Raw genomic sequence first — 13207 nt, forward strand, 5'->3', positions numbered from 1 at the left:
GTGAAGTACCAAAAAAATTTTGGCACTGACATTCATCGACACACTGTTGAGTTCTCAAAGAACACGCACACACCATCACCACGACCCTATGGCCGCCGCTCCGGGGCAACTTTTCCAGCCTATCCCATCATGATCATCGGCGCAAACCGCTGAACATTTGGGGAAGAACTGGAGGTGAAGCACAACCATACACGATGGAAACTACTTCGAAATTTGGTCAGGCACTTCGTACAACCTCGTGTCACTCGCCGTGAAGCGGGAGTCGGTGTCCGTGTCGCTCTGACTTGGAATAAGTTACGCGAACCTTCAATCAATTCACAAATCGCCTGGTCACTACACCGAATTGGCCGATTAAGGCCAGGTCAGACCGTTGAGCCTTTCCGCCAACTGCGAATAGGCCCGAGTGTGACGCCGAGCACCGATACCTAGTCGGTGCCCACCCGCTCGATCACTCCCCCGAGTCCACGGAGATTCTCGACGAATCGCGGGTACCCACGGTCGATGTGGAAAATATCGTGAACTTCGGTGGTTCCGTCCGCAACCAACCCCGCAAGCACGAGCCCGGCGCCGGCCCGAATGTCCGAAGACCACACCGGTGCACTCGACAACACCGGAACTCCGCGGATCACCGCATGGTGACCGTCAGTACGAGCGTCGGCGCCGAGTCGGATCATTTCCTCGACAAATCGGAAACGCGATTCGAATACGTTCTCGGTGATCATCGACGTGCCTTCGGCAACCGCAGCCAAACCGATTGCCATCGGCTGCAGGTCGGTCGGGAATCCGGGGTACGGCAATGTTGCGAAATTGACCGCTTTAGGCCGTTCACGCTGAATGACGCGGAAACCGTCAACCTCGGGAGTCACCTCCGCGCCGGCCGTCCGAAGCTTGTCGAGGACCAGTCCGAGATGCTTGTGGTTCACCCCACGAACGCGGACGTCACCCCTGGTCATGGATGCCGCGACACCCCACGTTGCAGCGACGATCCGATCGCCGATGACACGGTGCGTAGTCGGTTCCAACTTGCGGACGCCTTGAATGGTGAGCGTCGAACTTCCGCCGCCAGATACCTTGGCGCCCATCTCGTTGAGCATGTTGCACAGATCCACGATCTCGGGCTCACGTGCAGCGTTGTCGATCACTGTCTCACCACGGGCGAGGACCGCTGCCATCAAGATGTTCTCGGTTGCACCCACAGACGGGAAGACCAGGCGGATGTTCGCTCCATGCAGGTCGTCTGCCTCGGCAACTACACATCCGTGTTCGATCTCGCTGCGCGCACCCAACAGGCGGAGCCCGGATTGGTGCATGTCGAGGGGCCTCGAACCGATGGCGTCACCGCCAGGCAAGGCAACAACAGCGCGTCGACAACGCGCGACCAGCGGACCGAGAACACACACTGACGCTCGGAACTGTTTCACCGCATCGAAGTCAGCGTGATACTTCGGCTCGGCCGGCGTCGTGATCCGCACTTCGGAATCTTCGAGTTCGACTTCGCAGCCCAGACCTCGCAGAACGTCCGCCATCAGCGGTACGTCGAGAATGTCCGGGCAGTTGGTCACGACAGTGGTGCCTTCGGCCAACAGCGCCGCGGCCATCAGCTTCAGCACACTGTTCTTGGCCCCTCCCACCAGTACTTCACCTTCGAGGCGGTTACCCCCGGTCACAAGAAAGTGCTCACTCACGGTTCACAGCCTAGAGCCACAACCTCGTCGGCACCGCGCCGGTACCGTAGCCCTATGTCTGTTCACCTGACGAAGATCTACACCCGGACCGGCGACGACGGGACCACGGGCCTCAGCGATTTTTCCCGCGTGTCCAAGAACGATCCGCGTCTGATCGCCTACGCGGATTGCGACGAGACCAATGCAGCGATCGGTGTGGCCGTTGCCCTCGGCACTCCCCCGGAGAATCTCCTTGCAATGCTGCGCCAGATCCAGAACGACCTTTTCGACGCAGGGGCCGACTTGTCCACCCCCGTGGTCGAGAACCCGAAGTACCCGCCGCTACGAGTGACTCAGTCCTACATCGATCGACTCGAAGGATGGTGCGATGAACTCAATGAGCAACTGGCACCGTTGAATTCGTTCATTCTGCCGGGCGGAACCGCCTTGGGAGCCCTGCTTCACGTAGCAAGAACCGTCTCGCGGCGTGCTGAGCGTGCGGCTTGGTCCGCCATCAATGCGAACCCGGAGGACACGAGCGTGCTCCCCGCGAAATACCTCAACAGATTGTCGGATCTGCTCTTCATCATGGGAAGAGTGGCAAATCCTGAAGGCGATGTGCTCTGGAAGCCCGGCGCCGGGGCTTGAGCGGGACCGGTCAGGCGGTGCGTCGCCTACGGGCGCGCCCGTCCGGCCGAGATTCCACCCAGGACAGGAACGCTGTCAATGCTCCACTGTCCAAAGCGATTTCGTAGGCCGACGAGCCGTCATTGACCTTGACCACGACGATGTCGTCGCTCATGATGTCGAATTCGGTACCCGAGGGAGAACGACGGCTCTCGACCTCGATACCTTGACGATCGATCCTGGAGTCCGGGCCCGGCCGCAGACTCGACAGTTTGAAAAAGACAAAGGTGCTTTCGCCGTAGCGAATGATTCCGTGACGCCACCCGCTGTCCCCCGGAGATGGCAGAACACGAAGCAGTGCAGCGGTACCGCCGCGACGCAGAACCAGCAGACGATACAGAAAAGCCGCGACGAGAACCGCGAGCAGCACAACCAGAATGATCAACACAGTCATTCCGAATGTCACTGTTCGTCGGCTCCCGTCGCGGCTTTACTCGAGTAACTTACGCGCGCTCGACGGCCCGGAGCTGACCCTTGGCGACCGCAATCGCTTCGAGGTCGCCCGAGTTCTCGGCCAAGACAGCCTTGGCTGCCTCGACGTCGATGTCCTGTGCCATGTCCGCGGACTCGGCAAGGATCGTCACCGTCGTCGCAGTGACGGAGAGAAATCCTCCGTGTACCGCAGCAACGATACGCTCGCCGTCGACCGAGGTGATCGACACGGTTCCGCCCTCGATCAGCTGGCCGAGGACCGGCTCATGCCCAGGCATGATTCCGATTTCACCCTCGGTGGTCTGAGCGCTGACCAGCGTCGCCGAACCAGACCACAAGCGCTGCTCGACGGCAACGAGTTCTACGGTCATCTCAGCCATCGTGGACTACTTCCCGGCCATCTTCTTGGCTGCAGCCTCGACGTCGTCGAGTCCACCGCAGCTGTTGAATGCCTGCTCGGGCAGGTGATCGAACTCGCCCTTGCAGACGCGGTCGAAGGCTTCGATCGTGTCGCGGAGCGGCACGACGGAGCCGGGCTCACCGGTGAACTTCTCGGCAACGATGAAGTTCTGGCCGAGGAACTTCTGGATACGACGGGCGCGGCCGACGAGGACCTTGTCCTCTTCCTGAAGCTCGTCCATACCGAGGATGGCGATGATGTCCTGCAGTTCCTTGTACTTCTGCAGAATGCGCTTGACCTCGTTGGCAACGCGGAAGTGCTCGGCACCGACGATGCCGGGCTCCAGGATGCGGGAGGTCGAGCTCAGCGGATCCACAGCGGGGTAGATACCCATCTGCGAAATCGGGCGCGAAAGCTCGGTGGTGGCATCGAGGTGCGCGAACGTCGTAGCCGGCGCGGGGTCGGTGTAGTCGTCGGCGGGCACGTAAATAGCCTGCAGCGAGGTGATCGAGCGACCGCGAGTCGAGGTGATGCGCTCCTGGAGCTCACCCATCTCGTCCGCCAGCGTGGGCTGGTAGCCCACTGCCGAAGGCATACGGCCGAGGAGGGTGGAAACCTCGGAGCCTGCCTGCGTGAAGCGGAAGATGTTGTCGATGAACAGCAGAACGTCCTGGCCCTGGACGTCGCGGAAGTACTCCGCCATCGTCAGTGCGGACAGGGCGACGCGCATACGCGTTCCGGGCGGCTCGTCCATCTGGCCGAAGACAAGGGCGGTGTCCTGGAGGACGCCCATCTCTTCCATTTCCAGGTGGAGGTCGGTGCCCTCACGGGTACGCTCACCGACGCCTGCGAACACCGAGGTGCCCGAGAACTCGCGAGCGATACGCGTGATCATTTCCTGGATCAGAACGGTCTTGCCGACGCCGGCGCCACCGAACAGGCCGATCTTTCCACCCTTGACGTACGGGGTGAGAAGGTCGATGACCTTGATGCCGGTCTCGAGGATCTCGGTCTTACCTTCGAGCTGATCGAAGGCTGGTGGCTTGCGGTGGATGCCCCACTGCTCGCCGTCGCGGCCGAGGCCGGGGGTGTCGAGGCAATCGCCCAGGGCGTTGAACACGTGGCCCTTGACGACGTCACCGACGGGAACCGAGATCGGCTTGCCCGAGTCGGTCACTGCAGTGCCGCGGACGAGGCCGTCGGTGGGCTGCATGGAGACGGTGCGGACCAGGTTGTCACCGAGGTGCTGTGCAACCTCGAGCGTCAGCGTCTTGGCGACCGAGGGAAGCGTGATCTCGGCGTTCAGGGCGTTGAACAGTTCAGGAACAGCGCCACGCGGGAATTCAACGTCCACGACGGGACCGATGACCCGCACGACGCGGCCGGCTACGGCCGAAGCCGAACCTGCCCCGTTGTTTTCGGTTACTGCTGCGGTCATGTGCTAGTCACTTCCTGCGCTCGAGGCGAGCGCGTTGGCGCCGCCGACGATCTCGCTGATTTCCTGGGTGATCTGGGCCTGGCGAGCCTGGTTGGCCTGACGGCTCAACGTGTTCACCAGTTCGTTTGCGTTGTCCGTCGCGGCCTTCATGGCAGTACGACGGGCTGCCGACTCCGATGCCGCAGCATCGAGAAGCGACGAGAAGATACGAGTGCTGACGTACTTCGGGAGAAGAGCGCCGAGAAGCTTCTCGGGCTCGGGCTCGAAGCTGAAGTCCGCGACGGGGCCATTGTCATGGTCGTCGTCGTGGCCGTTGGTCAGCATGTCGTCACCGAGTTCGATGCGCTCTTCCGACACGAAGACCTCGAGAGGAGCCATACGGCGAACCTCGGGAGTCTGCGTCAGCATCGACACGAAGCGGGTGTAGACGATATGGAGTTCGTCGACGCCCTCGATCGTGCCTTCACCGTTCGGAGCGGCAACCTGGTTACCCGAACCAGCCATGAACAGCTCCACCAGGTGGCGGCTGGCCTTCGCTGCATCCGAGTAACCCGGATCCTGCGAGAAGCCCGTCCACGCAGCACCGATGTCGCGGCCGCGGAACGTGTAGTAGCCGAGCCCCTTGGAACCGAGCACGTACACGACCGGCTCCTTGCCCTCGCTGCGGAGGAGAGCCATGAGCTCTTCTGCCTGCTTGAGAACGTTGGAGTTGTAGCCACCACACATGCCGCGGTCACTGGTGACAACGAGGACCGCTGCCCGCTTGGGCTCCGGACGCTCGTTGAGCAACGGGTGATCGAGCGAAGCAGACGCACTCGCCAATTCGGTGAGTACCTTCGTGATCTCCTCGGCATACGGCTTGGACGCGGCGACGCGAATCTGAGCCTTGGTGATACGCGAAGTCGCGATCAGTTCCTGTGCCTTGGTGATCTTCTTGGTCGAGTTGACCGACTTGATACGAGACCGCAATTCGAGAATGCTCGCCATCGATCAATCACTCTCCCTTCGGAATTCGCAGTGTCATGGGCGCGTACGTCACTTGCTGACGGTCTTGCGCTTGACGTTGATCTGCTCGTTCGCGACCTCGTCGGCGCCCAAAGCGTCAGCCTCGGCTTCGTTCACGACCCGGCTTCCGTCGGATGCGATGAAGCCTTCCTTGAACTTGTTCGTCGCGGCGATCAGCTCAGCAGCGTTGTCGGCATCAAGTGCCTTACCGCCGTTGATGCTGGAGTAGACGCCAGCAGCCGAGTGCTTGAGGTCTTCGAGCAGTTCCTTCTCGAAGCGACGGACATCGCCGATCGGAACGCTGTCGAAGATGCCTTCGCCGGCCAGGTAGATCGAGACGATCTGGTCCTCGACGGGGATCGGGCTGTACTGATCCTGCTTGAGCAACTCGACCAGACGGGCGCCGCGCTCGAGCTGAGCCTTGGAGGCAGCGTCGAGGTCGGATGCGAAGGCGGAGAACGCTTCGAGCTCACGGAACTGAGCCAGTTCCAGACGCAGCGAACCGGAAACCTTCTTCATGCCCTTGGTCTGTGCAGCGCCGCCGACGCGGGAGACCGAGATACCGACGTTGATCGCGGGGCGAACGCCCTTGTTGAACAGGTCGGACTCGAGGAACACCTGACCGTCGGTGATGGAGATGACGTTGGTCGGGATGTAAGCCGAGACGTCGTTCGCCTTGGTCTCGATGATCGGCAGAGCCGTCAGCGAGCCACCGCCGAGTGCGTCGGACAGCTTCGCCGAACGCTCCAGCAGACGGGAGTGCAAGTAGAAGACGTCACCGGGGTAAGCCTCGCGTCCCGGCGGGCGACGCAGCAGCAGCGAGATGGCGCGGTACGCCTCTGCCTGCTTGGTCAGGTCGTCGAACACGACCAGAACGTGCTTGCCCTGGTACATCCAGTGCTGGCCGATGGCCGAGCCGGTGTATGGTGCGAGCCACTTGAAGCCTGCGGAATCAGATGCCGGAGCAGCAACGATGGTGGTGTACTCCATCGCGCCCTTCTCCTCGAGGGCAGCCTTGACGCCCGCGATGGTGGAACCCTTCTGACCGATGGCAACGTAGATGCAGCGCACCTGCTTGTTGACATCGCCGGAATCCCAGTTGGCCTTCTGGTTCAGGATGGCGTCGATGCAGACCGCGGTCTTGCCGGTCTTGCGGTCGCCGATGATGAGCTGGCGCTGGCCGCGGCCGATCGGGGTCATGGCGTCGATAGCCTTGATACCGGTCTGGAGCGGCTCTTCGACCGGCTGGCGCTCGAGCACCGAAGCAGCCTGGAGCTCGAGTGCACGGTTCTCGGTGCTCTCGATCTCGCCGAGGCCGTCGATGGGCGCACCCAGCGGGTCGATGACGCGGCCGAGGAAAGCATCGCCGACGGGAACCGACAGAACGTCGCCCGTGCGCTTTACTTCCTGGCCTTCTTGAATGTTCTGGTAATCGCCAAGGATGACGGCACCGATTTCGGTGGCATCCAGGTTGAGCGCGACGCCGACGATTCCACCGGGGAACTCCAACAGCTCGTTGGACATAGCCGAAGGCAGGCCAGAGACGTGCGCAATGCCGTCACTGGTGTCGGTCACTGTGCCGACCTCCTCACGGGAGGCCTCCGGGGAGTAGCTCGCGGTGTAGTTGTCGATCGCGCTACGGATCTCGTCGGAGGAGATCGTCAGCTCCGCCATGTTTTTCCTGCTCTCGGTGTCTGGTCTTCGAAAAGATCTGGAGTATGTGTTCGGCTGAAGGACTACTTGAGGTTCTTCCGCAGTGCTGCGAGTCGACCCGCTGCGCTGCCGTCGATAACCTCGTCGCCCACCCGGACGACCAAGCCGCTGAGGAGTTCTGGATCGACCTCGACGTGCACTGCTACCGGCTTCCCGTAGGTGCGGGTAAGAGTGCTCGCCAAGCGATCCGACTGCTCCGAGCTCAACGCCGAGGCGCTGCGAACGTGAGCAACGGTGGTATCGCGCTGCGCTGCGGCAAGATTCGACAGCTGATCGAAAGTGTCTGCGGGTGCAGACTTCAACCGGCCGACGGCCTGTCCGGCGAGTGCCTCGGTGACCGCGGTGACCTTGCCGTAGAGCAAGCGGGAGAGGAACTCACGCTTGCGGGCTGCGGGAACCGACAGATCCGAGAGCGTCTGCTCCAGGCTGGGATCCCCTGCCACGATGCGACCGAGACGGAAGAGCTCGTCCTCAACGGTGTCCAACTGGCTCTGATCGGCTGCGGCGCGGAGCAGAGCTTCGCGTCCGAGCAGTTCGAGCGAGTTGACCAAGTCGCGGGCCGCAGACCAGTCCTGGCCTGCAGCTGCCTTCACGGTGGCGAGCGCCTCGGCGCCGACCTTTCCGGAGAACAACTGCTCTGCCAAAGCCTGGCGACCAGCGGCCGGTGCCGAAGCGTCAGCCAGCGCGCTGCGAAGAGCGCGCTGGCCGTCGAGTACCTCGACCACCGAGAAGAGCTCGGACCCAGCCTGAGCAGAAGCAGCAGTTGCGGCTCCTGCAGAGACGGCGCCCAGGGCACTGCTCAGCGCAGAACGAGTCTGCGCCAAGGCTTCACGGCTCGCTGCGTACATGTTGCTCACTTCCTGGCTGAATCAGCGCTGACGGTGTCGAGCTCGTTGAGGAAACGATCAACCGTTCCGGCGCGCTTCACGTCGTCGGCGAGGGACTCCCCGATGACCTTCTCGGCCAGGTCTACAGCGGTCTTGCCGAGATCCGAGCGGAGCTCAGCGACAATCTGCTGACGCTGGGCGACGAGCTGGCTGTGGCCTGCGGCCACGATGCGGTCGCTCTCGTCCTGCGCCTGAACCTTCATGTCAGCGATGATCTGCTGACCCTGGGTACGCGCTTCCTCACGGATCTGCGCTGCCTCGGTACGAGCTTCGGCGAGCTGCGCGCGGTACTGCTCGAGCGCTGCTGCTGCCTCCGCCTGTGCGTCTTCGGCTTTCTTGATGCCGCCCTCGATCTGCTCGGTGCGTTCGGCCAAGACCTTCTGGAACTTCGGAAGAACGAGCTTCCAGAAGACGAAACCAACTACTACGAGCGCGACCGCGGACCACACGATGTCGTATGTCTCGGGGATGAGGGGATTGTGTTCAGTCGTCCCCTCCGCCGCGAGAATTGCGATGGTGGCTGCCATGTCGGTCTTAGAAGATGAAGCCGGCGACGAGGCCGATCAGCGCGAGGGCCTCGGTGAATGCAATACCGAGGAACATGGTGGTACGAACCTGGCCGGCCATCTCGGGCTGGCGGACCATGCCTTCGATTGCCTTGCCCACAACGATGCCCACGCCGATGCCGGGGCCGATTGCTGCGAGGCCGTAGCCGATGGCTCCGTAGCCGCGCGACTTGGTCTCGACAACTTCCTGAGCGAGGTAAGCGATGCTCATGGTGTTCCATTCCCTTTCTGTTGACCTCCGCCGGATTCGGCAAGAGGCTCAGTTCTTGGTGTAGCTGGTGAGGAGGTAAAAGGTCAGTGCTCGTCGGCGTGGAGCGCCAGATCGATGTACACCGCGGTCAGCAGCGCGAACACGTAAGCCTGCAGGAAGATGACCAGCAGCTCGAAGAACGTGAATGCGATACCGGCAATGATCGACGGAACACCGAAGATCGCCTGGAATCCGCCGGACACGAAGAAGAAGTAGTTCGTCGCGCTGAAGAACAGCACCAGCAGGATGTGGCCGGCCAACATGTTGGCCATGAGACGAACCATCAGCGTGAACGGGCGCAGGATGAAGGTCGAGATGAACTCGATGGGCACCAACAGGAAGTGCAGGGGCAGCGGGACGCCGGGAACGACGATGCTGCTCTTGACGTACTTGAAGAAGCCGTACTTCTTGATTCCCACGTAGTTGAACACGATGTAGGCGAGCGCTGCGAGTACCAGCGGCATACCGATTCGTGCGTTCGGCGAGATGTTCAGGAAGGGAATGACGCTGGCCAGGTTGCTGGCGACCACGATGAAGAAGATCGTCGTGATGACCGGCAGGAAGCGCTTGCCCTGTTCCTTGCCCAGGATCTCCTCGGCGATGTTGATACGAACGAAGTCGAGCGCGAGCTCAGCTGCGTTCTGCAGTCCACGGGGAACCAGTCGAGGGCTGCGCATTGCGATCACGAAGAAGGCTGCGACCAGCACCGACATCAGCAGACGAATCAGCATCAGACGGTCGAGCTCGAAGGGGCCCGCGTGAATCAACACGGAGGGCGGGAAAAAATCGTCTAGTGACGGCGCATGGAATTCATCCGCGGCCAGGGTGGTGACGCTCAGCGTTCTCTCCCGTAGTCGGTCCGCAGCCATCATTGACTGCGGTTCGATCGGACATTGACGATCTACAAGTCGACAAGTTCGACTCGCGCATTCGTCAGCAGCTGGAGAACCCTAGAGGGGCCTGGCGTCTGTCGGTGTCGGCGACTCTCGTCGACTCAGTGGTCAGAATTTCGACCACCTGCGAGCACATGGCATCGTCGGCTGAGTGTTACTCGGCCCACCATTGCTCTCGCTTGAACCGAACCTTATCAAGTCATCTACGACATTGTGTAGATGGGGGACCTGGAAGTCCGATTAGTTACCTCTTGTAGTACTACTCGTCGTCGTCGACGTTGCTGCTGGGAGCGGGATCGACGTACGGAGTTTTGGTTCCCAGGACGCCGTAAGTCTCCGCACCGAGCACCACGACCAGCGACATGATGATGACCAGGACGAGGGCGGTCTTGTTGTAGAAATCCATGTCCGAGAGGACAAAGAGAACCACCATCGCGAGAATCATCTTCAGCAGCCAGGTACCGAGCAGAACGGCACCGGCCGTGAGCGCAGGCAGCTTCGCTGTGAGCAGCACGCCCAACGCCGTGAACAAGATGAACCCGCCGCCGACGGCTGCGCCGATCAGAGCGCCGTAGACGCCTTCCTTACCGGCGAAGAGCCCGCCCAGGAGCGCGCCGACCACGGCCAGCGCGATCAGCCCCATCACACCCCACTTCACGGCCGACTTCATGGCGGCGGTCGAATCAGGGATGGGTTGCGAGGCAGGTACAGGCTGCGGCGTGTTCGTCACGATGCCCAAGGGTAATGGATCGGAAAACTTGGCTAGCGACGCTGCTGCTTGCGATCGATCAGCGAAGGCACCGCAGTGAAGAACAACGCAAGAACCAAACCGGCCGCGACGAGTACAACAACCAGCTGACGATTGAGCAGCGAGGATCCGACGGCACCGAACGCCAGGACGCTGACCCACAGGTAGATGACCAGCACAACTCGTCGGTGCGTGTGTCCGATCTGCAAGAGGCGATGATGCAGGTGCATCTTGTCCGGACTGAACGGACTGACGCCCGCTTTCGTCCGGCGGATCACGGCCAGGAGCATGTCCAGCATCGGGATGAACATCACAGCCCCGACCAGCAACAACGGCGCGAGGAGGCCGACGAGGTCGCGGGTTCCGTAAGCAGCGAGCGGAATACGACCGGATGCACTGGTGGAGATCGCGGCCAGCATGAGACCGATCAACATCGACCCGGAATCGCCCATGAAAATGCGCGCTGGATTGAAGTTGTGTGGAAGAAAACCGAGACAAGCGCCTGCCAAAGCCGCCGCGATCATCGCCGGCGGGTAGACACTCGCGTCGCCGCCCTGATCGTGGAGAAGACCGATCGAGAAGATGAGGATGGCGAGCGCCGCAATCAGACCCAACCCGGCGGCCAATCCGTCGAGACCGTCGACAAAATTCATGGCGTTGATGGTCGCGACGGCAACAGCAACGGTGAACAGTCCGGATTGAATCTGATCGAGGATGATGGTGGACCCACCGTCACCGCCGAACGGGTTGTAGATGATGAACCAGCTGACGCCCATCACCACGAGAACGCCGGCAGCAGTCACCTGACCGACAAATTTGGTGAGGGCATCGAGGCCCCACCTGTCGTCGATCACACCCACGAGGACGATGACGGCGCCAGCTACGAGCGCAGCGTGTACGTCAGGACTGCCGAAGCCGAAACCTCTTGTGAGCGCGGGTAATTGCTGCGCGAACAGCAGACCGACAGCCATGCCGACATACATTCCGACGCCACCGAGGCGCGGAATCGGCTCGACGTGAACGTCCCGATCACGAGGAATCGCGACAGCGCCGAACCTCAGCGCCAACAACCGGACTGCGCCAGTCGCCAGGTAGGTCACCACCGCCGCCGTACACAGCACGAGCAAAAGTTCACGGATGGGAACACCCGCTCCCCCGCCACCCTGTGCCAGATACGTGGTCGCCTCGTAGGAAGTGATCACTGCTCGAGATCACCCGTCTGGCGGGCATAGGCAGGCTTTGCCCGGACCAGTTCGCGAACGCCGTCGGCAACTGCTGCCAACTCGGCCTCTCCTGACGTGGTGGCGGGGTCCGCGACAACTGCGCGCGCGATCAACTCCCCCACCACGCTCATGTCGGAGAGGTTGAAACCCTGGGTCGTCACGGCCGAGGACCCGACGCGGATTCCGGACGTGACGGCGGGCGACTGCGGATCGAACGGAATCGCGTTCTTGTTGAGCGTGATCGAAGCCAGTCCGCACCTACGCTCGGCGTCGACGCCGGTGACACCGCTTGCGCGCAGGTCGAGAAGCGCCAGATGTGTGTCGGTTCCACCGGACACGGTGCGCAGACCGCGAGCTTCCAACGACAGCGCGAGCGCCGATGCGTTGGCAACCACTTCCTGTGCATACCAACGATATTCCGGCGTCGACGCTTCCTTGAAGGCAACCGCCTTCGCAGCGATCGCATGCATCATCGGGCCGCCTTGAATGAAGGGGAACACCGCGCGATCTACAGCCGAGGCGTGCTCGCTGCGGCACAGGATCATTCCGCCGCGCGGGCCTCTGAGGACTTTGTGCGTCGTCGCGGAGACGACGTCGGCGTACGGAACGCACGACGGTATCGCCCGGCCTGCCACGAGTCCGATGAAGTGGGCGGCGTCGACCCACAGGATCGCACCGACCTCGTCTGCGATCGAGCGGAAGGCTGCGAAGTCGATGGTGCGGGAGTACGCGGTCGCGCCGGCGACGATGATTTTCGGCTTGTGCGCCAGAGCCAGGGTGCGAACCTCGTCGTAGTCGATCAATTCGGTGGCCGAATCGACGTGATAGGGAACGGTGGTGAACCACTGCCCAGAAAAGCTGACGCGAGACCCGTGAGTCAGATGCCCACCGTGCAGCAGACTCATCGCCAATACGGTGTCGCCGGGCTTGGCGAATGCGGCGTACACCGCGAGATTCGCGGTGGCCCCCGAATGCGGTTGGACGTTGACGTGCTCGGCGCCGAACAGTGCCTTTGCCCGGTCGATCGCCAGATTCTCGGCTACGTCGACGTACTCGCACCCGCCGTAATAACGCCGACCCGGATAACCCTCGGCGTACTTGTTGCTCAGGGTCGAACCCAAGGCAGCCAGTACCGAGGAGCTGGTGAAGTTCTCGCTCGCGATGAGTTGAAGTCCGTCGCGCTGACGCTCGAGTTCGGCCAGCGCAACAGCCGCGATCTCGGGGTCTGCCGTGGCAAGCTCACCGAAATCCGGTCCCCAATACGTGGATTCCCCCGCGCGCTCGCCGCCGGCGCCGACCAT

At 62.0% G+C, this 13207-nt stretch carries 14 protein-coding genes; 1 reads left to right on the forward strand and 13 read right to left on the reverse strand.

Annotated features, from left to right (window positions below):
- Window positions 1–425: 425 nt before the first annotated feature.
- Window positions 426–1685 carry a UDP-N-acetylglucosamine 1-carboxyvinyltransferase gene (murA, locus tag GN300_RS00005; protein ID WP_030537339.1) on the reverse strand — a complete coding sequence of 420 codons (1260 nt, stop codon included), beginning with the start codon at window positions 1683–1685 and terminating at the stop codon, window positions 426–428.
- A gap of 54 nt (window positions 1686–1739) precedes the next feature.
- Here murA and GN300_RS00010 point away from each other — a divergent pair, with 54 nt between their 5' ends.
- Complete coding sequence (locus GN300_RS00010; RefSeq protein WP_030537338.1) at window positions 1740–2312, forward strand: cob(I)yrinic acid a,c-diamide adenosyltransferase; 573 nt, start codon at window positions 1740–1742, stop codon at window positions 2310–2312.
- A 10-nt stretch (window positions 2313–2322) separates the two neighbouring features.
- On the opposite strand, the gene GN300_RS00015 is transcribed toward GN300_RS00010, so the two are convergent.
- The 12 genes from GN300_RS00015 to glyA all read right to left on the reverse strand — a co-directional run bounded on the left by GN300_RS00015 (window position 2323) and on the right by glyA (window position 13207).
- Window positions 2323–2745, reverse strand: a complete 423-nt coding sequence (locus tag GN300_RS00015; RefSeq protein WP_029255703.1) for a DUF2550 domain-containing protein — start codon at window positions 2743–2745, stop codon at window positions 2323–2325.
- 49 nt (window positions 2746–2794) lie between these two features.
- Window positions 2795–3163 (reverse strand): F0F1 ATP synthase subunit epsilon, encoded by a 369-nt coding sequence (locus GN300_RS00020; protein WP_003941287.1) that lies wholly within the window; start codon window positions 3161–3163, stop codon window positions 2795–2797.
- 6 nt (window positions 3164–3169) lie between these two features.
- Complete coding sequence (atpD, locus tag GN300_RS00025; RefSeq protein ID WP_003941349.1) at window positions 3170–4621, reverse strand: F0F1 ATP synthase subunit beta; 1452 nt, start codon at window positions 4619–4621, stop codon at window positions 3170–3172.
- Window positions 4622–4624: 3 nt separating this feature from the next.
- Window positions 4625–5608 (reverse strand): F0F1 ATP synthase subunit gamma, encoded by a 984-nt coding sequence (locus GN300_RS00030; RefSeq protein ID WP_003941320.1) that lies wholly within the window; start codon window positions 5606–5608, stop codon window positions 4625–4627.
- A 48-nt stretch (window positions 5609–5656) separates the two neighbouring features.
- Complete coding sequence (gene atpA, locus GN300_RS00035) at window positions 5657–7300, reverse strand: F0F1 ATP synthase subunit alpha (protein WP_007726218.1); 1644 nt, start codon at window positions 7298–7300, stop codon at window positions 5657–5659.
- Between the two features lie 62 nt (window positions 7301–7362).
- Window positions 7363–8187, reverse strand: coding sequence for a F0F1 ATP synthase subunit delta (locus GN300_RS00040; protein ID WP_003941304.1), 825 nt, complete (start codon window positions 8185–8187; stop codon window positions 7363–7365).
- A 5-nt stretch (window positions 8188–8192) separates the two neighbouring features.
- The gene (locus GN300_RS00045) at window positions 8193–8753 is read right to left on the reverse strand and encodes a F0F1 ATP synthase subunit B (protein ID WP_003941337.1); all 561 of its coding nucleotides are present in this window, start codon (window positions 8751–8753) and stop codon (window positions 8193–8195) included.
- A 7-nt stretch (window positions 8754–8760) separates the two neighbouring features.
- Entirely contained in the window at window positions 8761–9003 is a 243-nt protein-coding gene (locus GN300_RS00050) for an ATP synthase F0 subunit C (RefSeq protein WP_003941327.1), read from the reverse strand.
- 83 nt (window positions 9004–9086) lie between these two features.
- Complete coding sequence (atpB, locus tag GN300_RS00055; protein ID WP_003941403.1) at window positions 9087–9914, reverse strand: F0F1 ATP synthase subunit A; 828 nt, start codon at window positions 9912–9914, stop codon at window positions 9087–9089.
- Window positions 9915–10194: 280 nt separating this feature from the next.
- Complete coding sequence (locus GN300_RS00060) at window positions 10195–10665, reverse strand: glycine zipper family protein (RefSeq protein WP_030537336.1); 471 nt, start codon at window positions 10663–10665, stop codon at window positions 10195–10197.
- Window positions 10666–10697: 32 nt separating this feature from the next.
- On the reverse strand, window positions 10698–11885 hold the full coding sequence (locus GN300_RS00065; protein ID WP_030537335.1) for a glycosyltransferase family 4 protein: 1188 nt from the start codon (window positions 11883–11885) through the stop codon (window positions 10698–10700).
- On the reverse strand, window positions 11882–13207 hold the full coding sequence (gene glyA / locus GN300_RS00070; protein ID WP_063316875.1) for a serine hydroxymethyltransferase: 1326 nt from the start codon (window positions 13205–13207) through the stop codon (window positions 11882–11884). The genes GN300_RS00065 and glyA overlap by 4 nt, the downstream gene beginning before the upstream one ends.

Origin of the sequence: Rhodococcus sp. Ni2, assembly GCF_021352185.1 — a bacterium.
In the GTDB taxonomy this organism is placed as follows: Bacteria; Actinomycetota; Actinomycetes; order Mycobacteriales; family Mycobacteriaceae; genus Rhodococcus_F; species Rhodococcus_F qingshengii.